Raw genomic sequence first — 20,685 nt, 5'->3', positions numbered from 1 at the left:
GCCCTTGTTGCCTCAGGCGAGTTTGGGGAAGGTCGCGACCTTACGCTCTAAATGACTCTCCTCACTCCCTGGCTCAATCTCCTTTAAATCATCAATAAACCGCGCCTGCCAGCGATGAATATCGTTATCTTTGATCACGGCTAACATGGCCGAATGACGAGCAATACGCTCGGCCAGCGGCATAGTTAATGCCTGGTCAAGCGCCGCGGCAACCTCATCGCGATCGTATGGGTTCACAATTAATGCTGTTGGCAGCTCGTTCGCCGCGCCGGCAAACTGTGACAATACCAGCACCCCCGGGTTTTGCGGGTCCTGCGCGGCGACATACTCTTTCGCAACCAGATTCATACCATCGCGCAGCGGCGTGACAAGACCCACGTCAGAGTAGCGGAAAATTTTCATCAACAGCTTGCGCTCAAAATGCTGGTTCAGATAGTAAAGCGGCGTCCAGCCCAGTTGACCATACTGCCCGTTAATTCGTCCGGCCGCGGTTTCTAACTGATGGCGAATGTCCTGATAAGCCTGCACATCGCCGCGCGAGGTCGGCGCAATCTGGGTATAGCGAATCTTACCGTGATGCTGCGGATAGTTCTCCAGCAGAGACTCGTAGGCCAGAAACCGCTCCGGCAACCCTTTCGAGTAATCCAGGCGCTCGACGGAAAAGATATTTTGCACGCTCTTAAGTTCGCTTTTAAGCTGCGCCAGCTTAGGCGGCAGCGGCCCCTTTGCGCTCTGCGCGATTTCAGCGGGATCGATGCCTATCGGGTAGACTGCGGTATGGAAAGGTTTGCCCCAGGCAATGTGTTTCTTCCCACCGCGAGTGGTTAACCGAGTCTGCATTGATACGCTATCGAGAAACGCCAGTCGGTCGCTCTCGGTCTGGAACCCCAGCAGGTCGTAATCACAAAGCTGCTCAAGCAGCTCCGCGTGGGGAGGTAGCGCGTTGAAGATCTCCGGCGTCGGGAACGGAATATGTAAAAAGAAGCCAATGCGATTATTTACCCCGCGCTGACGAAGTTCAGCGGCCAGCGGCAGCAGGTGGTAATCGTGGATCCAGACAATGTCGTCAGATTCTATGAGCGGTAGCAGCTTATCAGCCAGCGTGGCGTTCACGCGCTGATACCCTTCCCAGGCATCGCGCTGAAAATCGACAAGGTCGAGGCGATAATGGAATGCGGGCCACAAAACGCCATTGGAAAAGCGATTGTAGTATTCATCATGATCCTGCTCGCTAAGATTGAAAGAAGCCCAGGTAATATTACCCCGTGTCACTTTTTTCAACGGCTGCTGGTCGTCGCCAATTTCCCCGCTCCAGCCGAACCACAATCCTCCGGCAGCTTTTAATGCCCCCATAATTCCCACGGCCAGACCACCGGCGCTGGCCTTTTTATCATCCGGTGGGGCAATACGATTAGATACTACGACTAAGCGACTCATAGCCATCTCTCCTGTCGGTTAGCGCATCTGGTTGTTGCCCATGATTCGCGATGTGACTCATCCAAAGATGCACGGCGGCCACATCAGGCAAGCGCCAGCGCGCCTGAGTTTCACCACCACCCACTTTGACCGATACGCCATCCAGCTGATTAACGATGCTAAAGCCCGCTTCATCGGTTAAGTCATCACCGACAAAAACCGGCTTACGCCCTTTGAATGGTGCTTCCTGCATAAAAGCGGCTATCGCTTCACCTTTATTCACTCCGCGCGGTTTGATTTCCACGACGCACTTACCCGGCTGTAAAGCCAGAATAGGGTGGCGCTGTACGATAGCTTGTGCCAGCGCCAGCACCGCGTGCTGCTGCTGCGGAGCCTGCCGATAGTGCAGAGCGAAAGCCATTCCCTTACTTTCCAGTTCGCATCCCGGCAAGGCATCCAGCTCTTTCATCAGTTCAGCAGACAGTGCCTTAAGCAGTGAATCAGGTAACGAGACAATATGCGTTTTACCATTGATATCACGGCGTTCAGCCCCGTGAACACCAGCAAGCGGCAGCTGGTAAGGACGGGTAAGCCCATCGAGTTCAACCATTGAGCGCCCTGAAATCAATGCCACCGCACCACTTTGCTGCTGCGCAAGCTGCCACAGCGTTTGAAGAACGTCAGCAGGAATGATCACCTGATCGGGATGGGGTTTGATACCGGCAAGAGTACCGTCGAGATCAAAGAAAAAAGCATAATTTCCGGTTAACGCAGGCGGTACAGAAATCTGGTCAGCCACTCTGTTTCCTCCTTATCATGGCCAGCAACACGCTGGGTGTTAAATTATTGTAGCCATGTAAGTATAGACAGTGTGACCAACCTCGCCATTTTTGATAGTCATCGCCAGCGCAACGGGCGCTGGCGATGGTTTAGGATTAAACTGAAAAGTTGGGCGAGTTAAATGGTACGTTTCGCTTTTTGTTTGTAACGGTCAAAGATGACTGCTGCTAACAAAATCACACCACGCACGACGTACTGTGAGAACGGCGAAATATTCAGCAAGTTCATCGCATTCTCTACTGTCCCGAGAATCAAAATCCCGGCCACCACGTAAGAGATCTTACCGATCCCCCCCTTCAGCGATACGCCTCCCAGCACGCAGGCTGAAATCACAATCAGCTCATAGCCAATTGACGTCATCGGCTGGCCGCTGGTCATACGCGAGGCCAGAATAATCCCCGCCGCCGCCGAAACCAGGCCGGAAAGCACAAAAATGATAATTTTGGTACGAACAACGGGAACACCCGCCAGACGAGCTGCCTCTTCGTTACCACCAATTGCCAGGGTATTGCGACCAAAGGTCGTTTTATTCAGCAATAGACCAAAGATAATCAGGCAGGCAACGGTCAGCCAGATAGGCGCAGGCAGGCCAAACCAGTTAGCATAACCCAGGGTAAAGAAGCGCTCATCTTCAATTCCAACCGCTTTACCATCAGAGATAATATAGGCCAGACCGCGGACGATTTGCATCGTTGCAAGGGTGGTAATCAGGGCGTTAATCTTTAAGCGGGCAATCACAAAACCATTTACCAGCCCGCTCAACGCGCCGAGCAGCAGACCGGCTACGATACCAATCCACATGCTTTCAGTCAGGTTAATCACCACTGCCGTGGTCACCCCGGCACAGGCAATAACCGAAGCGACCGACAGGTCAAAATCGCCGGATGCCAGGCAAAACAACATCCCACAGGCCACCATTCCGGACATAGAAATGGCCAGCCCCAGGCCTTTCATATTAATAAACGAAGCAAAATTGGGCACAAAAATCACGCAGCCAATAAACAGCACCGCGAAAACAACCAGCATGCCGAACTGATCCCAGATACGGGAGAAGCTGAAAGCTGACCGGGTAGTACCTGAAGTGGTAACTGATGACATCATAAACTCCTTACTCAGGCGACAGCCTGGCTCACTTTGGGCATTGCAAGGCTCAATGCCTGCTGTTCATTCGCATGCTCATGTAGCAGTTCCCCGGCAATTTCCCCCTCACGCATGACGACAATGCGATCGGCAACGCCGAGGACTTCGGGTAAATCGCTGGAGGCAAATACCACCGCGACGCCTGATGCCGCTAATGCGTAGATAACGTTGTAGATTTCATGTTTAGCTCCCACATCAATGCCGCGCGTTGGCTCATCAAGCAGGATCACTTTCATCTCTTCCGACAGCCAGCGGCCAAGAATAGCTTTCTGCTGATTGCCACCAGAGAGGTTCATAATCAACTGCTCTGGGCCCGGCGTTTTGATATTGAGCGATTTGATATGCTGGTCAGCGTTTTCCGCTTCCCAGGCGTTGTTAATCACGCATCCTGCAAGAATATGCTTACGCCGGGCGCTGATATTGATGTTGTCGCGTACCGAGTGGACAGGAATGATCCCTTCCGCTTTACGATCTTCCGGACACAGCATCATCCCGGCCTGAATCGCCTGAGCGGGTTTACGGATATCGATAGCCTCACCGTCGATATAAACCTGACCGCCGGTTATTCTGCTGCCGCCAAATAAGCCTTTCATCAGCTCGCTGCGTCCGGCCCCCACCAGCCCGAACAGGCCGACGATTTCACCGCTGCGCACCGAAAGCGTGATAGGTTGCCGTACGCCAGGCGCCTTCACCTGCTCAAGACGCAGACGCTCTTTGCCATACTCACGCGGCTTCCAGCCATAAATATCACCCAATTCACGCCCGACCATTGCCTGAACCAGGGCGTCGTGGTTAACCTCTTGCATGTTGTCAAAGGTGCGCACGTAGCGACCATCTTTGAAGACGGTGATGGCATCGCTTAATGCAAAAATCTCTTCCATACGGTGAGAGACGTAAATAATGACCCGCCCCTCCTCGCGCAGCTCGCGAATAACCCGGAACAGGTTTTCGATTTCCCGCGCAGACAAAGAGCTGGTTGGCTCATCAAAGGCGATGATTTTGGCGTTACGCGCCAGCGCTTTTGCAATCTCCACCATTTGCCATTGGCCAATAGAGAGATATTTCAGCGGCGTTTCCGGGTCGATATCCAGCCCCAGATGTTTAAGCTGCAAGCCAGCTTCATAATTCAGCAGCGACCGGTTGACGATCCCACCTTTGTGCGGGAGCTGTCCGAGGTAGATATTTTCCGCTACGGTCATTTCCGGGATCAGGTGCAATTCCTGATAGATAATCGCCACCCCAGCGTTCAACGCTTCGGTGGTATGGTTAAATGCCATCTGCTGGCCGCTGATATGCAGGCTACCGGCGGTCGGTATATAGTTGCCGCTGAGTACTTTCAGCAGAGTAGATTTCCCGGCGCCATTTTCTCCCATCAGGGCGTGAACCTGTCCGGCATAGCAGTCAAAACTAATATCGGACAGCGCTTTAACGCCCGGGAAAGTCATGGTAATACCGCGAAATGAGAGATAAGGGGTAGACTGTTGCATAACGACTCCGCTTTTCTGGACTAAGCCTCCCGCTTAATACGAGAGGCCCGGTCAACAGGGCCTTACAGCCCTTTTTTCGCCAGCTCTTCTTTAAAGTTGTCGCGGGTAATCAGCACCACGTCGGTCACCGCAGTAAATTTCGGCGGTTCAACGTCTTTCGTCACCCAGTTGTAGAGCATTTCACTGGTTTTATAACCGTGAATATCCGGGCTCGGCAGCAGCGAACCGTAGAAGCCTGTCGCCTGCGCTTTAGAAAGCTCGTTCACGGCATCAACGCCGTTAATACCGATCCCGACAACATCAGTTGCTTTAAAGCCCTGACCTTCTGTCGCACGCACGCCGCCCAATACGGTGTTATCGTTCATGCCAACGATAAGCCAGTGTTTGACGCCAGGATGTTGAACCAGCATGGAGTTGCCGGCATCAAAAGCGCCGGGAATGTCATTCGATTTAGTGGGTACGCGATAAATTTGTTGCTCCGGGAAACCGGCGGCTTTCAGAGCATCCATTGAACCGGTGGTGCGACGGCGGGCAGTATCCAGTTCGTCAGAAGTGATCGCCATAACTGCGGTATCTTTTACATCCCAACCGCGTTTTTGCATCTCTTTATACAGCTCCTGGCCTTGACGCGCGCCGATTTCGCTGGCCGCCATCATTACCAGCGGTACGCTATCCATCGGTTTACCTTTCGCGTTGACGAACTGGTCATCAACGGTAATCACTTTCATATCATAGCCGCGCGCTTTGGCGACAATGGCAGCGCCCAACTTAGGGTCCGGGGTACAGATAACAAATCCCTTAGCTCCACTGGCCGCCAGGCTATCAATGGCGTTCAGCGTTTTCTCGCCGTCGGGTACCGCGATTTTAATCACATCAAAACCTAAATCTTTACCGGCCTTATCGGCAAATTTCCACTCTGTTTGAAACCATGGCTCTTCGGGCTGCTTCACCAGAAAACCCAGCTTAAGCGTCTCAGCCATAGCTGATTGTGACATAACTGCGGCGAGACCAATCGCCGCCAGCGCTTTAGTAAATTTGTGCATGGTAAACTCCAGCTTTAATTCGCTTTTATGTAGGGAAAAATAAGTCTTAAATTTTTAATCGGTCGCAAAACAAGGCATTAGGAAAATCTCAATCATGACTGCCGTTGTTAAAATAGTATTAACCAGAAATTATTTCTCCATACGAGAGCGCAATCACATCGCGGAATTACAGTAATTGTGTACATAAAAACAGCGAAAAAAGACATAAAAAAAACGCTAATTGTCAGACAATTAGCGCCAGCCGTAGCAATATCATCTATATCACCAGCAGACTTATCCTTGTGGAACGCGCGAGCGTCTGTAAAGGTGCTTCACAGGATTACGCGCTGGAACCTCCACTCACTGCTGCCAGAAGAATCCAGCAGATCTAACCTTTTATTTCATCTTTCTCAAAAACGCGTGCTCGCAGTATCACCGCGTTTTCATTTTCAACTCTTTTAGATTGCTCGCCAGAAGTCATGCTTTTACAAAATCAGCATTTTTTTAAACTTCCACTATCCTTTGCTTAATTCTTAACATAAAAAGGCGCATCAATGCAGTTTCCCAACGTACCAAATCAAATTCACTACAGGTTAAACCATCATTTTAAATGTATTTCGTACCCCTACGAACAATTAGCCAAAAAACAATAAAAAAAATCTTTTAAATCATATAGATACAAATAAAATGTAAGGAATTAATATTAGAATCATCAATCAAAATAAAGATAAACACCAATGTTGTAACGAAACGTAAATATCAATGCTTGAGAGTTTTCTTAATCAAAATGTAGCGCTATTCTATAAACATTGATACGCGAGATTAATTAGAAAGCATGCAAACTATTCTCTGAATATTATTATTCGGCGTAACTTTTCATACATTTTAATTCCGCATCCAGTCCCTGATAGAGATGAATCAGGATAGGGCACAAGTCTTCCCCCAGGTGAATAAGGATATTTTTATGGTCGTTCCAGGAATGGTTCAAAAACTGAATAACCAGATGAATCTTGAGTTCCATACTTCAAATTTATATCTACATTTAAGTGAATGGTGTACTCAGCGCCGGTTGAACGGTACCGCCACTTTTCTGCGTAACCGTGCGCAATCCAGCGTAACGCAGATGATGCGGGTCTTTGATTTTATGAAAAAATCAGGTGCCTGGCCCGTGGTTAAAGCAGGAGGAACCTATAGTTCTGAATGTACTTCTCTTGAAGATCTGTTTAGTCAAACCGTCGCGGATTATCAGCAGCGCAGCAGCATGCTTTCCGGCCTGACGGAAGAAGCGAAGGCGCAAAGCGACGACTCAACCGTACGCTTTCTGACCCTGCTTGCTAAAGAACAACGTCAGGACGGTATGCTTCTGGAAACCATTCTTGATGAAGTGCGCAATGCCGATAAAGCAGGAACTTGCGTACAGCAGACCGATCGTCACCTGCTTGACCTGGTCAGTAAACAGCGCAACTAGCGCTTGTCGGGTAAAGATCCATCGAGGATAAATCGCCAGAAACTACGTATAACTGCCATCAATATCTTCACAGCAATCCCTCCTCAACCAATCTTTTTCGGCGCTACGGCGCCGTTTTTATTCCTAAAAAGCATTAAAAACTTTTAACTAGATCTCATTACAGCTCAGACAGATGACTTAGAGGGGTATTGGTGATCTGGATCACGTTTAAAACCATTGGTTGATAATATAAAAACAGTGTTTCAAAAATTTAAAACACGGAGTTTATTTTAATGGCAAGATATACGGCTTCAGCCTCACAGGGGCTGCAGGGAAGACCGATTTTGTTACGCCATCAGTTAGCCTACGGCGGCGGGAATTTACTGGGGAGCGGCGCACTGGCGATCAGCGGGGCATGGCTGCTTTATTTTTATACAACGTTCTGCGGGCTGACGCTGATCGAAGCCTCCTTTATTTTCTCCGTCGCCAGTATTATCGACGCTATCAGTAACCCGTTGATGGGTTATCTGACCGATAACTTTGGTAAAACGCGACTCGGCAAACGCTTTGGGCGTCGTCGATTCTTTTTACTCATCGGCATTCCGCTGATGATGTTCTACCCGCTGCTATGGGTAGAAGGTCTCGGTTTTTGGTATTACCTGTGTACCTACGTGATCTTTGAAATCATTTATACCTCGATCATGGTCCCCTATGAAACATTGGCGACCGAAATGACTGACGATTTCTCACTACGTTCGAAACTCACGGGTTACAAGGCCATCTTCGGCAAGCTGGCCAACTTCCTGGCAGCGTTTATTCCAGGCCAGTTTATTCTGCTCTATGGTAAGGAATCCGCGACCCCATTTTTTCTGACCGGACTGACCTACGGCGTCATCCTTATCGTCGCCATCTCCTGCTTGTGGTATTGCAGTTGGGAGCGCCCGCGCGAAGAAGAAATCAGCTCGGGGGAGAAAAAGGGATTGCTCAATACTCTGCTTATGCTGGCGAAAGATATGCGTTCAACGTTTTATCTGCGCGTCTTCCGCAAACACCTCGGCATGTATCTCTGCGGTTTCGGTGCTGAATGGCTGTTCGCGTCTATCTTTACTTATTTTGTCATCTTCGTTCTGCAACACGATCCGGCAATGGTCGCAGGGTTAAACAGCCTGAACTCCATCCTGCAGCTGATATCAACTGCCCTGTTCATCGGTCTGTGCGTGAAGAAAGGATTCAGTAAGCCCTATATTCTGGCGCTGAGCGTGGTTATCTTTGCCGTACTGCTCTATACATCGCTGTGGTTCTTCCACCTGCCAGCGCATTTGGCAACCATACTGATGTTTGGGATTACGGTGCTGTTCGGCCTGGGCACCGGCGGCGTGTACTACATTCCATGGACGGTTTACACCTTTTTAGCTGATGTCGATGAAATCTATACAGGCCGTCGCCGTGAAGGCATCTATGCAGGGGCGATGACCTTCTCCGGGAAAATTCTGCGCTCGATTATCGTCTTTTCAATGGGCGCCATCCTCAGCTTCTACGGATTCCAGTCGAAGGCACATACGCAGCCGGAAAGCGCGGTAACCGCTATTGCGGTAGTGTTCTGTGCTGGGGTGGTTCTGCTGGCTCTGGCAGCTATTGTATTCAGTAAGCAAATGAAGCTGGATCGCAAAGCGCACCTGGTCGTGTTACAGGAGGTCGCTCGAATTAAAGCGGGAGGTAAAGTCGCCGATATCGCACCGGACGTTCGCCTTATCGTTGAAGATTTAGTCGGTCATCGTTATGAAGAGTGCTGGGGCAACAGCAAACTGTTCAAAAATACCCAGGAGACCACGGCCCAAACCGCCGTTTCCCATTAGTTAAAGATACGCCCCGCCATCACAACGATACCGGGGCGTATCTTTTTAGTGCGCTTCTTCCTGCGGGGTGAACTTCAGTTCAATCAATGCAATAGCCTTTTGTACCGCCCGCAGCGTCACCGGGTCGGCTGATGCTGGATGACTGGCAAAATCAATCGCTTTCAACTGGGTGGTCATTTTTTCGCGCACCTCAACAGGGGCGATAATATCGATGACGTCGAGGATCTGTTTGATAACCAGCTGGCAGGCGACAACGTCAGAGACCAGCTCGTCATGTTCGGTGAGATGTTGAGACATTATTTACTCCTTTTTTCAGGAGCGTAATAGTACCCTAAATCCTGGGATATAAAAAAACCTGCCGCAGCAGGTTTTTTTATCAGAACATACTGCCAGGCGGTACGTCTTTGAAGGTTTTGCAGTAGTTTTCGAACATGCTTTTCAGGATTTTGCGCAGCTTCATGAGTGACTCCACTTTTTGTTATGCAGGTGTTAATGTTTATGCGGTTATAATATGACTTGTATCACAAAAATCAATGGGAATGTGCGATAAATCACATATTTTTTACAATAAGAATTTAACTATTAAACAAAAGTGAGTGAAATCGGATAGTTAAGATCTTTATGCTCCACATTGAATCTGACCTCACTTTGCTATGGCAGCGACACAACAATGAGTACAAACATCTCTTCCAGGGACGATCGTTCTTTTTCAGCACCGGCCCTTCTGGTGGCTGGCGCTTTTTTTATGGAGTTCCTTGACGGAACCGTCATTGCGACTGCCCTACCCGACATGGCAAAAGACTTTGGCGTGACGGCCGTCGACCTTAACATCGGAATTAGCGCCTATCTTATTACCCTTGCGGTCCTGATACCGGCCAGCGGCTGGATTGCGGATCGTTTCGGCGCACGTAAAATCTTTACTCTGGCTCTGGCGATTTTTACCCTGGCCTCGGTCTTTTGCGGGCTATCGACCCATGTCGATGTGTTTGTCGCAATGCGTATTCTTCAGGGGATAGGCGGCGCGCTGATGGTTCCCGTTGGTCGGCTGGCGGTGTTACGTACCACGCCGAAGCATCAGTTGATTAAAGCAATTGCCACCTTGACCTGGCCCGCGCTGGTTGCGCCAATTATCGGTCCTCCGCTAGGCGGGTTTATTACCAGCTATGCCAGCTGGCACTGGATTTTCTTTATCAACGTGCCGCTCGGGCTTATCGCCATCGTCCTGGCGCTGCGCATCATCCCTGATATTCGCGAAGATGAACGGCGCCCTTTCGATGTTTCAGGCTTTATTGCTACCTCGGTTGCGATGATTAGCCTCGTTGCCGGCATGGAGCTGCTCGGCGATCGCCAGCCCTTAGGCTTGCAGACTTTGGTACTGCTCGCTATGGGCCTTGGCTGCACGCTCTTTTCGCTGCGGCATTTCCGCCGAACCGAATGGCCGATGGTGCGCCTTGATGCGCTACAAATCCCCACCTTTCGAGTCACTATGTACGGCGGCTCCCTGTTCCGCGCCTCAATTAGCGCGGTTCCGTTTCTGCTGCCGCTGCTGTTTCAGGTCGGATTTGGCATGGATCCATTCCACTCCGGGCTGCTGGTCCTGGCCGTCTTTGTCGGTAACTTAACCATCAAACCCGTCACCACGCCGCTGATCCGCTGGTTAGGGTTTCGCCGCCTATTGCTGATTAACGGTGCATTAAACGTATGCTCGCTGCTGGCCTGCGCTTTTTTAACGCCGCAAACGCCGGTTTGGCTAATCGTTGTGATTCTCTATCTCGGAGGGGTCTTTCGTTCGATTCAATTTACCGGCATCAGCACTCTGGCCTTCGCCGACGTCCCTTCAGCGCAGATGAGCTATGCCAATACTCTGTTCAGCACAGCTTCTCAACTGGCCGTTGGGCTCGGAATTACGCTCGGAGCAATCGGTATTCGTATTGGGGAAGAGTTCAGCAAATGGCTCATGCTTTCCGAACTCCCGGGCATCAGCTTCCGCCTGTCCTTTATTTTTATTGCGCTAATTTGCCTGGTGGGGATGGTCGATAGCCTGCATCTGACAAAAGATGCGGGTAGCAGCGTGTCGAGTAAAAAGAACTAGAGACAGAAAAGGCCAGCAGCGCTGGCCTTTCATCATGACAGGATATTAACCGACGATCTGGCGAACGAACGCTTCGATCTCTTTATCCTGGCAATTCTCAAAGAAACACTGCTGGAAGCGCGGACCAGAAACAGCGGTTTTCACCAGTTCCGGGTCAATGGCGCGCAGGGTATCCAGATAGTTATCCTTAACAACCGCGGCCTTAACCGTGTTCAGGATCCCGGCGTTGCGCACCTGAGGCTCTTTACGCTCCGGCGGATAGCCTTCACCGTTACGACCGGTGAACGCTTTTTCAAAGATAAAGCGTACGTTCAGCTCTGCGCCCCAGCCAAAACCTTTCGCAAACGGTAAAGAAAGCGCATTACCGTTGTTGATCTGAGCAAACAGGAAGGCATCCGCAGGGTCGATGCAGTAGCCGCAAACGACACCGGGATGGATGTTCAGAGACATCAGTGCGCCCTGCCCTGTACCGCAGCCAGTAACCACAAAGTCGACCGCTTTAGAGTTCAGCAGGATGCTGGCCATGATACCCAAATGAATATAGGTCAGGTGATGGTCGTTTTCATCGCTCATACCGACGTTGTAAACCGGAAAACCTTTCTCGTCAGCAACGGCATTTAACTCATTGAGGATGATGGCGTTTTTGTTCGCCTGGCTGTTTTCCATCATCAGTGCGATTTTCATGCTTTACTCTCCTGAATGCTGTGCGGGCTCTCCCGCGATAGTTCGTTAGCGTTGCTAAGAACAATACTACCTTATGAACACACTTTCAAATTTTATGAAAAGTTGTTTTATAAATTGCATATCGCCTCACACTTTTGACCTCACCCTGCCAGGCTAGTTCATCTTTCCGCCGCTCCATTACCAGCCCAGTGGAATTGGCATCCGCTGAGCGAGTCCATTTTCGCCACTGAACGTGATACAACGATTAATATCGTTAGAAATATTAAATTAAAACCATTCTCATTATTTATTAAATTGCCAATGCGTGTTATTCCCATTTGCATTATTAATAAATGATTTTATTAATTTACTTTTTGCAAATAAATTAATAACAAATTATAGTGAGCGCACAATAACCCTTAATTCTATTTCCGGAGCAACCTGATGCTAAAAACAGAAATGATCGATAAGCTTAATGCGCAGATGAACCTTGAACTTTATTCTTCTCTCCTTTATCAGCAAATGAGCGCCTGGTGCAGCTACCATAGTTTTGAAGGTGCCGCAGCGTTTCTGCGTCGCCACGCGCAGGAAGAGATGACCCATATGCAGCGCCTGTTCGACTACCTGACCGATACCGGCAGCCTGCCTTGCATTACCGCTATCGCGTCACCGTTTGCCGAATATGCGTCGCTGGACGAGCTGTTCCGCGTTACCTATGAACACGAACAGTTGATCACGCAGAAAATTAACGAACTGGCTCACGCGGCAATGACCAGCCAGGATTATCCAACCTTTAATTTCCTGCAATGGTACGTTGCTGAACAGCACGAAGAAGAGAAACTGTTTAAATCTGTTATCGATAAACTGACCCTCGCAGGCAAAAGCGGCGAAGGCCTGTACTTTATTGATAAAGAGCTGGCCACGCTCGATACGCAAAATTAATAAAATCGGCAGCGACGCTCAGCGCTCGCTGCCGTATTAATGGCGGCAAATTTTACTTTCGTGTGTATTGAACCCTTCCTCAGCGGCAATAAATTTCCCTTTTTTCTGCAAAAATGCCACCAGCTCCGCCGCGCTCAGGTTTTCCGCCGAACAAGTGTGAAACCGAGCCTCTTTCCCGAAACGGGCTGTAATCGCCGCTTCAAGCGTCGCAACGGTATAAGGCTCGCCTGATGCGATCATCATTTGCAGAACTTCGTGACCATGAATCGATTGCATAACACCTCCCTTAAAGCGCAGAGAATAAACCAGCCAGAACACTGGATTCTTGCGCCAGCGCATCTTTAAGGCAAACCTTAACCGAGCGTAAATTTATAGTTACACTTCCTGTAACCCTCATTTGACGAACCTACTGATTTCACATACTCTGCGCGGCATAATTAATTGTGTATTCCATCATGGACAGAGAAAAGCGTGAAGAACCGCACTCTTGGTAGTATTTTAATCGTTGCTGGCACCACAATCGGAGCCGGGATGTTAGCAATGCCGCTGGCATCAGCAGGCGTAGGTTTTGGCGTAACGTTAGCTTTGCTGATAACGCTATGGGCGCTGATGTGTTACACCGCGTTGTTGTTGCTGGAAGTCTACCAGCATGTACCAGCCGATATGGGGCTGGGCTCTCTGGCGGCGCGCTATCTGGGGCGTTATGGGCAGTGGGCCACGGGTTGTTGCATGCTGTTCTTGATGTATGCCCTAACGGCTGCCTATATTAGCGGTGCCGGTGAACTACTGGCCTCAAGTCTCAACCAATGGCTGGACTGGACGCTGCCCCCTGCGGCAGGAGTTCTGATTTTTACCGGGATAGGCGGGACGGTGGTTTGCATCGGCACATCGCTGGTCGATCTTTTTAACCGCTTCTTATTCAGCGCAAAGATTATCTTTCTCGCCATTATGCTGGCGCTTCTGCTGCCCCATATCCATCAGATGAACCTGCTAACCCTGCCGCTACAGCAAGGGCTAGCGCTGTCGGCAATTCCGGTCATTTTTACCTCTTTTGGCTTTCACGGTAGCATACCCAGTATTGTCAGCTACCTGGGCGGGGATATTCGCAAACTGCGTCGGGTATTTGTTATCGGGAGCTTTATTCCTCTGGTTGCCTATATTTTCTGGCAGCTGGCGACCCTTGGCAGCATTGATTCCCCAGCCTTTACCGCTCTGCTGGCGAAAAATGCCGGACTTAACGGACTGCTGGAAGCCATTCGTGAAGTGGTTGCTTCATCGCACGTTGAGCTGGCGGTTCACCTGTTTGCCGACCTGGCGCTGGCGACCTCATTCCTTGGCGTGGCGCTCGGCCTGTTCGATTATCTGGCCGATCTCTTTCAGCGCAAAAACAGCGCTGGCGGGCGTATACAGAGCGGTCTGATTACCTTTTTACCTCCTCTGGCCTTTGCGCTCTTCTATCCGCGTGGCTTCGTGATGGCTTTAGGATATGCGGGCGTCGCGTTGGCAGTTCTGGCGCTCATGTTGCCTTCTTTGCTGGTCATGAAAAGCCGTCAACAGCATCCTGATGCCGCCTGGCGCGTTGCCGGGGGGGCGCCTGCGCTGTGGTTGGTTCTGGCGTGCGGAATTGGGATCGTGGTGATTCAGTTTGCAATCGTTGCAGGATTGCTGCCTGCAGTGGGATAAAAATCAGGGGCCTGCGCGGCCCCTTCTTTTATTTCGCTAAACAGCACTGTTTGTATTTCTTCCCGCTGCCGCATGGGCAAGGATCGTTACGCCCAATCTTCGCCTCGTTTCTGATTGGCTGCTGAACTTCTGCCGGCTGAGCGTGCTCTGTCCAGTAGTTGTAAAGCGTCAGAGCCGCAGGACGAATTCGCTCAACGCTGGAAATAAACTCTTCGGCGGACAATTCATCAAGCGCTTCGAATCGCTCCTCGGTGCCGTGCAGAGCAATCACATCCAGTTCTGACTGCAGTTCCGCAGGCAAAGCAGACCAGTCGCTCAATCCCACTCCGCGCATATAGCCGAAGCACCACTCCTCAACGATAGTGAGCTCCTGTCCTTCCTCTTCGCGGCTGCCAAACATCGGTTCGAATTGTTCAGGGTAATCGCTTAAACGCTCAGCAATATCGCTCATCTGCTGCAACGTGAGATTAACAAAGCGATCCCGCTCGCGATCGTTGGCCCAGCGCGGTACGTTATCTGCCCCGCCCCAGATAGCAATCAGCCACTGCGCAGGTTCAATCTCCGTTGGCCCTGAGAGAATGGCCGTTAGCAACCCATCAAGTTCAGCAACATCCATGATGGTACCGTCTTGCGCATATTTCGACAGGACATCATCCAGCCATTCAACTTCGCTTTCGTTCAGGGGTCCAGTTTTCATAAACAGGCTCATCGTCGTAAAAAATGGCGCTTACAGTAACGGAAATAGCGTGAGAAAACCACTCAGCTACTGAAGCTTCAGGTTACGAATGATATCAGCTATCTCACTGAAGGCATCCGGTGGAAGCGGTAAGCATTTTTGGAAAGGAGGATTTCAGATACAAAAAAACCACCCGTAGGTGGTTTCACGACACTGCTTATTGCTTTGATTATTCTGCCATATCCCAATGGTACCCGGAGCGGGACTTGAACCCGCACAGCGCGAACGCCGAGGGATTTTAAATCCCTTGTGTCTACCGATTCCACCACCCGGGCTCGGGATAGTAATTGGAGGCGCGTTCCGGAGTCGAACCGGACTAGACGGATTTGCAATCCGCTACATAACCGCTTTGCTAACGCGCCTTAATACTTTAACACCCGCTATTGCCGATGTTTTAAACTGGAGCGGGAAACGAGACTCGAACTCGCGACCCCGACCTTGGCAAGGTCGTGCTCTACCAACTGAGCTATTCCCGCATCATCAAGCTAATTTGCTAATCGCTTGATTTTGTTATCGTCTGCCAGACTGTGCTGCCGTTCGATGCGTTGCATTCTACTTACCTGGCGCAATGAGTCAACGTTATTTTTTAAAACCTTGTGTTGTTTGCTGAAAATTGCGCCGAAACGATCACTGATCAAGCAAATCGCCGCGCGCTGCGTTCAAATATTGCAGCATGGACCAGAGCGTCAGCACCGCCGCCACGAGAAACAAGCCAATTCCAGCCCATTCAACCCAAATGTTTGGCCGCCAGAGCATCCATACCAGCGCCGCCATCTGAGCCGTCGTTTTTACTTTACCTATCCACGAAACCGCTACGCTGCTGCGCTTGCCCAGTTCAGCCATCCACTCGCGTAAAGCTGAAATAATGATTTCACGGGCAATCATGGTTGCAGCAGGTAAAGTCACCCACCAGGTATGATAATGTTCAGCAACCAGCACCATCGCAATAGCGACCATGACCTTATCCGCTACTGGATCGAGGAAAGCACCGAAACGGGTACTCTGATTCCAGCGACGCGCGAGGTAACCATCGAACCAGTCGGTTACGGCAGCAACAAAGAAAATGAGCGCGCAGGCAAAAGGAGCCCAGGTAAACGGCAGATAAAACGCCAGTACAAAGAAAGGAATAAGGATGACGCGAAACAGAGTAAGCAGCGTAGGGATATTAAATCGCATAGTAACGGGTAACTATCTGTTGTAAGTAAAAATTAGCCCTATGTTGCTACAGAGCCCCTAATGTTTCAACGAGTAGAAGATCTTTTCTGCCAGACCGTGAGATATACCCGGAACTTTAGCAATCTCTTCAACGCTGGCTTGCTGTAACCCCTGCAAACCGCCCATATACTTCAGCAGCATCTGACGGCGTTTCGGCCCCACCCCTTCGATAGTTTCCAGCGTACTGGTACTTTTCACTTTCGCCCGTTTTTTACGGTGTCCGGTGATAGCGTGATCGTGCGACTCATCGCGAATATGCTGGATAACGTGCAGCGCTGGCGAATCCGGCGGCAGGCTGAAGCCCTCGCCTTCAGGTTCGAAGAATAGCGTCTCCAGTCCTGCTTTACGATCGCTGCCTTTTGCCACCCCAAGTAACAGAGGATGGTTTTTATCCCACGACACGTCCAGCTCGGCAAATACCGTTTTTGCCTGTCCGAGCTGACCTTTGCCGCCATCGATCAGAATCACGTCAGGAATTTTGCTTTCTTCTATCGCCTTACCGTAACGGCGGCGCAACACCTGATTCATCGCCGCGTAATCATCTCCCGGCGTGATACCGGTAATGTTATAACGGCGATATTCTGCGCGCAGGGGGCCCTTGCTATCAAAAACCACGCACGACGCGACCGTTTGTTCGCCCATAGTATGGCTGATATCAAAACACTCCATACGGTTCACCGCTGGCAGCTTAAGTAATGTGGCCAGCGCCTGCAGTCGTTGAGTAATCGTCGAGTGTTGGGAAAGCTTGGTAGTCAGCGCCGTAGCAGCGTTGGTTCGCGCCAATTTCAAATAACGCGCACGATCGCCGCGAGGTTTCGTTTGTACGTTAACGCGTCGACCGGCTAATTCCGAGAGAGAATCTGCCAACAGGGTTTTGTCACCGAGGTTGAAATCCAGCAAGATCTCGCTGGGCAGCGTACGCATCTGACTGCCTTGTAAGTAGAACTGACCGACAAAGGTTTCCACCACTTCGCCCAGCTCCGTTCCGCCCGGCACTTTCGGAAAATAACTACGGCTGCCCAGCACTTTCCCCTGACGAATAAACAGCACGTGAACACAGGCCATTCCCGCATCAAACGCTACGCCGATCACATCAAGATCGTCACCGGTATTAGAAACAAACTGCTTCTCCGTTACCCGGCGTACGGCCTGAATCTGGTCACGGATCCTCGCTGCTTCTTCGAATTCCAGCGACTGGCTGGCTTTTTCCATCCGGGAAATCAGTTGCGTGAGCACCTGATCGTCCTTACCAGCCAGAAACAAGCGAACGTAATCGACCTGCTGCGCGTACTCTTCCTCACTGACCAAACCGGCGACGCACGGCCCCAGGCAGCGTCCAATCTGATACTGCAGACACGGTCGAGAACGGTTGCGATAGACGCTGTTCTCACACTGACGGATGGGGAAGATTTTTTGCAGCAGAGCTAGCGTTTCACGAACCGCGTAACCATTAGGAAACGGGCCAAAGTATTCGCCTTTAGCATGTTTTGCTCCGCGATGAGTCGCCAGACGGGGGTGAGTATCACCGCTAAGGAAAATAAATGGGTAGGATTTATCATCGCGCAGCAGCACGTTGTAACGCGGCTGGTACAGCTTAATATAGTTGTGCTCAAGCAACAGCGCTTCCGTTTCAGTGTGGGTAACGGTAACGTCTATTTGCGCGATGAGCGCCACCAGCGCCTCAGTTTTGCGTGAAGCCAGATTGCTGCGAAAATAGCTACTAAGGCGCTTTTTAAGATCTTTTGCTTTACCTACATAGATGACAGTACCGCCAGCATCATACATACGATAGACGCCCGGTTGGCTGGTCACTGTCTTCAGGAAAGCTTTTGCGTCAAAAACATCACTCACTGATTTGCTAACGACTCCGCATTGCACAGGCCATGGCGAATTGCCAGGTGCGTCAGCTCTACATCGCCATGGATGTTCAATTTGCTGAACATACGATAGCGGTAGCTGTTCACCGTCTTAGGACTCAGATTTAACTGCTCTGAAATCTCATTGACCTTCTGACCTTTGGTGATCATCAGCATAATCTGCAATTCGCGCTCAGACAAACTGGCAAACGGCGATTCCGCCTTTTCCGGTTCAATCTGGCTAAGCGCCATTTGCTGGGCGATATCAGAAGCGATATAGCGCTGACCAGAAGCCACGCAGCGAATCGCATTCACGACCTCTTGCGGCGCAGCGCCTTTACTGAGGTACCCCGCCGCTCCGGCCTGCATGACTTTTGCCGGTAGTGGGTTTTCAGTATGAACGGTAAGCATAATCACTTTGGCATCAGCAACGGAGCGAGCTATTTTACGCGTAGCTTCAAGACCTCCGATACCCGGCATATTCATATCCATCAGAACTACATCGACGGGATTCGCACGGCACCATTTCACGGCATCCTCACCGCAGCAGGCCTCACCGGCAACTTTAATCCCTTTTATATCTTCCAGAATGCGTCGTATCCCTGCGCGCACTAGTTCGTGGTCATCAACAAGAAGGACGTTGATCAATGGAATAATCTCCAGAATTTAGGGATAACGCTACTGACAGCTTATCTCACACATATTACCGGGTTTTATCGTAACTTTAAAAGCCAAAAAAATGTCCAATGAAAGATTTCTTACTGACATATGGAAATTTGCCTGCACACCTGGTGGAAATGCATAGATAACAGAGAGTTGTGCCACGCTTATTTTGTTAACATTCATCATACAGATTACGCAATAACACAACACTTTGCGTAGGTGATAAATACGAAACAAAATATGTAACAATTATTAACTTCAAAATGCCTTCATGAAGAATTATTGCGCTTAGTTCTCATGATTACGTATTATTCAGCAAATTAAAATCATTCACCATTCAAATGAGAGAACAAAAATCAAGCACTCCTTTTTTTTCCTTTGCTTGTGGTATACTGCGCCGCCTTTACTTTTAGTCATGCGCATTTGCGCAGAAAGCGAACGAGGATATCGATGAGCACACCAGATTTTTCCACTGCAGAAAATAATCAAGAACTGGCGCAGGAAGTCTCCTGCCTTAAAGCGATGATGACGCTGATGCTGCAGGCCATGGGCCAGGCAGATGCCGGGCGTGTGATTATTAAAATGGAAAAGCAAATTGCGCAGATGGAAGATGAGGCTCAGGCTGCCGTATTCTCCAGCACAGTCAAGCAGATTAAACAAGCGTATCGCCAGTAATCATTCACCGGCTGAAGGTATTACTGACAGCCGGTATCACGTCTGACACGCAGAACGGAAAATTAGCTCAAATTAAACCCGTCGCCACGGCATAGCAGGCGATTTGTGTTTTGTTTGGCGCGTTGAATTTTCGCTGCATATTCTTCTGGTGGAAATTGACGGTATTTTCTGAGATAGACAGAATCATTGCAACCTCAGCTGAGGTTTTCCCTTCCGCAGTCCATTTCAGAATTTCCAGTTCTCGTCGGCTAAACTTCATTTCCGGCGGCATAACCATCTCATCTTCCAGTCGCAATAACGTCAGTAAACTCAGCTCGGTTAGCGTTCTTAAACGCATCTCCAGTTCATCTTCCGCAAAGGGACCTGGACTGTGGCTTTCCCCTGAAACAGATAAGAATCCCTGAGCATGGTTTGGTAACGTCAAGCATTGCGTCACGCCCTTGCGTAATCCGTGATCGCGCGCACCGTCCCATAATTCAGGCGTCTCGTGGAAAAGTTTATCGTTCCAGGGAAGATGTCCGCGAAGAAAGTTTTCCCTACGCAATACCGGGTCGACAGCAAAGTAATTTTCGGCTTGATAATGCGACATCCAGGCTTGTGGATAGGTAGATTGCAACATCACCCTTGGGCGAGTAAAGGGCACAGGATGCCGTACGCAGAGCGCGAAGTAGTCATATTCCAGTCCTTCTGCCTGCTGCTGGAGAAGATGGTAAACGCCCTCTGCTGCAGAAACTGACTGAAATTGTTGCAGCATTTCCCGCCGCCAGCTGAAAAAATCATTGTCCCTCATAACTGACCAAATAACTCCTGAGTGATAATCATTATTATAAATGCATAAAACTAACACATAAACACTACTTATATATACAAAATATCGAACCCATCGCATTTATGAGACTTCGGTTAGTAACCGCAGCGGATTTGTCAGGAAGTATGCCAACTGATGTGGCAC

20 protein-coding genes, 3 tRNA genes and 1 pseudogene are annotated in these 20,685 nt (G+C 50.0%); 7 read left to right on the top strand and 17 right to left on the bottom strand.

All coding sequences use genetic code 11. The features are described from left to right. Positions 1 to 12 precede the first annotated feature (12 nt). The 5 genes from otsA to FN082_RS23815 form a co-directional block, all read right to left on the bottom strand. Positions 13 to 1,437: an alpha,alpha-trehalose-phosphate synthase gene (gene otsA / locus FN082_RS23835; protein ID WP_142982507.1), complete on the bottom strand. Its 1,425-nt coding sequence runs from the start codon at positions 1,435 to 1,437 to the stop codon at positions 13 to 15. Then, positions 1,412 to 2,215: a trehalose-phosphatase gene (gene otsB, locus FN082_RS23830; protein WP_139536344.1), complete on the bottom strand. Its 804-nt coding sequence runs from the start codon at positions 2,213 to 2,215 to the stop codon at positions 1,412 to 1,414. The genes otsA and otsB overlap by 26 nt, the downstream gene beginning before the upstream one ends. 158 nt (positions 2,216 to 2,373) lie before the next feature. Beyond that, positions 2,374 to 3,354 (bottom strand): L-arabinose ABC transporter permease AraH, encoded by a 981-nt coding sequence (gene araH / locus FN082_RS23825; protein ID WP_139536480.1) that lies wholly within the window; start codon positions 3,352 to 3,354, stop codon positions 2,374 to 2,376. Positions 3,355 to 3,368: 14 nt separating this feature from the next. Then, positions 3,369 to 4,883 (bottom strand): L-arabinose ABC transporter ATP-binding protein AraG, encoded by a 1,515-nt coding sequence (gene araG, locus FN082_RS23820; RefSeq protein ID WP_139536345.1) that lies wholly within the window; start codon positions 4,881 to 4,883, stop codon positions 3,369 to 3,371. Positions 4,884 to 4,945: 62 nt separating this feature from the next. Further along, complete coding sequence (locus tag FN082_RS23815) at positions 4,946 to 5,926, bottom strand: arabinose ABC transporter substrate-binding protein (RefSeq protein WP_139536346.1); 981 nt, start codon at positions 5,924 to 5,926, stop codon at positions 4,946 to 4,948. A gap of 943 nt (positions 5,927 to 6,869) precedes the next feature. Between FN082_RS23815 and FN082_RS23810 the strand changes: the two genes are divergently transcribed. Together FN082_RS23810 and FN082_RS23805 are read left to right on the top strand one after the other, a co-directional pair. Next, on the top strand, positions 6,870 to 7,373 hold the full coding sequence (locus tag FN082_RS23810) for a non-heme ferritin-like protein (protein ID WP_139536347.1): 504 nt from the start codon (positions 6,870 to 6,872) through the stop codon (positions 7,371 to 7,373). Positions 7,374 to 7,696: 323 nt separating this feature from the next. Next, positions 7,697 to 9,208 (top strand): MFS transporter, encoded by a 1,512-nt coding sequence (locus FN082_RS23805; protein WP_180349489.1) that lies wholly within the window; start codon positions 7,697 to 7,699, stop codon positions 9,206 to 9,208. A 45-nt stretch (positions 9,209 to 9,253) separates the two neighbouring features. On the opposite strand, the gene FN082_RS23800 is transcribed toward FN082_RS23805, so the two are convergent. Continuing rightward, positions 9,254 to 9,505 carry a DUF2766 family protein gene (locus tag FN082_RS23800; RefSeq protein ID WP_004103438.1) on the bottom strand — a complete coding sequence of 84 codons (252 nt, stop codon included), beginning with the start codon at positions 9,503 to 9,505 and terminating at the stop codon, positions 9,254 to 9,256. Positions 9,506 to 9,584: 79 nt separating this feature from the next. Then, a complete protein-coding gene (gene azuC / locus FN082_RS23795; protein WP_139536481.1) occupies positions 9,585 to 9,668 on the bottom strand; it encodes a stress response protein AzuC in 84 nt (27 codons plus the stop codon). A 210-nt stretch (positions 9,669 to 9,878) separates the two neighbouring features. Between azuC and FN082_RS23790 the strand changes: the two genes are divergently transcribed. Continuing rightward, positions 9,879 to 11,300, top strand: coding sequence for an MFS transporter (locus FN082_RS23790; protein WP_142982506.1), 1,422 nt, complete (start codon positions 9,879 to 9,881; stop codon positions 11,298 to 11,300). A 45-nt stretch (positions 11,301 to 11,345) separates the two neighbouring features. Here FN082_RS23790 and FN082_RS23785 read toward each other — a convergent pair whose 3' ends face one another. After that, positions 11,346 to 11,984, bottom strand: a complete 639-nt coding sequence (locus FN082_RS23785; protein ID WP_139536350.1) for an RpiB/LacA/LacB family sugar-phosphate isomerase — start codon at positions 11,982 to 11,984, stop codon at positions 11,346 to 11,348. Positions 11,985 to 12,242: 258 nt separating this feature from the next. Here FN082_RS23785 and FN082_RS30505 point away from each other — a divergent pair. Together FN082_RS30505 and ftnA are read left to right on the top strand one after the other, a co-directional pair. Beyond that, positions 12,243 to 12,345: pseudogene (locus tag FN082_RS30505) on the top strand (hypothetical protein); the annotation flags it as partial. A 62-nt stretch (positions 12,346 to 12,407) separates the two neighbouring features. Next, positions 12,408 to 12,905 carry a non-heme ferritin gene (gene ftnA / locus FN082_RS23775; protein ID WP_004852185.1) on the top strand — a complete coding sequence of 166 codons (498 nt, stop codon included), beginning with the start codon at positions 12,408 to 12,410 and terminating at the stop codon, positions 12,903 to 12,905. A gap of 36 nt (positions 12,906 to 12,941) precedes the next feature. Here the strand turns inward: ftnA and FN082_RS23770 are convergent, their stop codons facing one another. Continuing rightward, entirely contained in the window at positions 12,942 to 13,181 is a 240-nt protein-coding gene (locus tag FN082_RS23770; RefSeq protein WP_139536351.1) for a YecH family metal-binding protein, read from the bottom strand. 195 nt (positions 13,182 to 13,376) lie between these two features. Here FN082_RS23770 and tyrP point away from each other — a divergent pair, with 195 nt between their 5' ends. Continuing rightward, complete coding sequence (gene tyrP / locus FN082_RS23765) at positions 13,377 to 14,588, top strand: tyrosine transporter TyrP (RefSeq protein WP_139536352.1); 1,212 nt, start codon at positions 13,377 to 13,379, stop codon at positions 14,586 to 14,588. Positions 14,589 to 14,616: 28 nt separating this feature from the next. On the opposite strand, the gene FN082_RS23760 is transcribed toward tyrP, so the two are convergent. The 7 genes from FN082_RS23760 to uvrY all read right to left on the bottom strand — a co-directional run bounded on the left by FN082_RS23760 (position 14,617) and on the right by uvrY (position 19,043). Further along, on the bottom strand, positions 14,617 to 15,285 hold the full coding sequence (locus tag FN082_RS23760; RefSeq protein WP_139536353.1) for a YecA/YgfB family protein: 669 nt from the start codon (positions 15,283 to 15,285) through the stop codon (positions 14,617 to 14,619). Positions 15,286 to 15,512: 227 nt separating this feature from the next. Continuing rightward, a tRNA-Leu gene (locus tag FN082_RS23755) sits at positions 15,513 to 15,599 on the bottom strand. Positions 15,600 to 15,612: 13 nt separating this feature from the next. Further along, a tRNA-Cys gene (locus tag FN082_RS23750) sits at positions 15,613 to 15,686 on the bottom strand. 38 nt (positions 15,687 to 15,724) lie between these two features. Beyond that, positions 15,725 to 15,800, bottom strand: a tRNA-Gly gene (locus FN082_RS23745). 151 nt (positions 15,801 to 15,951) lie between these two features. Then, positions 15,952 to 16,500, bottom strand: a complete 549-nt coding sequence (gene pgsA, locus FN082_RS23740; protein WP_139536354.1) for a CDP-diacylglycerol--glycerol-3-phosphate 3-phosphatidyltransferase — start codon at positions 16,498 to 16,500, stop codon at positions 15,952 to 15,954. Between the two features lie 57 nt (positions 16,501 to 16,557). After that, positions 16,558 to 18,390, bottom strand: a complete 1,833-nt coding sequence (uvrC, locus tag FN082_RS23735; RefSeq protein ID WP_142982505.1) for an excinuclease ABC subunit UvrC — start codon at positions 18,388 to 18,390, stop codon at positions 16,558 to 16,560. Beyond that, the gene (gene uvrY, locus FN082_RS23730) at positions 18,387 to 19,043 is read right to left on the bottom strand and encodes a UvrY/SirA/GacA family response regulator transcription factor (RefSeq protein WP_139536356.1); all 657 of its coding nucleotides are present in this window, start codon (positions 19,041 to 19,043) and stop codon (positions 18,387 to 18,389) included. Before uvrY ends, uvrC begins: the two co-directional genes overlap by 4 nt. A gap of 465 nt (positions 19,044 to 19,508) precedes the next feature. On the opposite strand from uvrY, the gene FN082_RS23725 reads away from it, so the two are divergent. Beyond that, positions 19,509 to 19,733 (top strand): DUF2594 family protein, encoded by a 225-nt coding sequence (locus FN082_RS23725; protein WP_004203457.1) that lies wholly within the window; start codon positions 19,509 to 19,511, stop codon positions 19,731 to 19,733. Between the two features lie 67 nt (positions 19,734 to 19,800). Here FN082_RS23725 and sdiA read toward each other — a convergent pair whose 3' ends face one another. Beyond that, a complete protein-coding gene (gene sdiA / locus FN082_RS23720; protein WP_139536482.1) occupies positions 19,801 to 20,523 on the bottom strand; it encodes a transcriptional regulator SdiA in 723 nt (240 codons plus the stop codon). Positions 20,524 to 20,685 lie beyond the last annotated feature (162 nt).

It is taken from the genome of Klebsiella spallanzanii, assembly GCF_902158555.1.
GTDB lineage: Bacteria > Pseudomonadota > Gammaproteobacteria > Enterobacterales > Enterobacteriaceae > Klebsiella > Klebsiella spallanzanii.
Note: the sequence above shows the minus strand (reverse complement) of the source record. Positions and strands in the feature narration are given on the sequence as shown.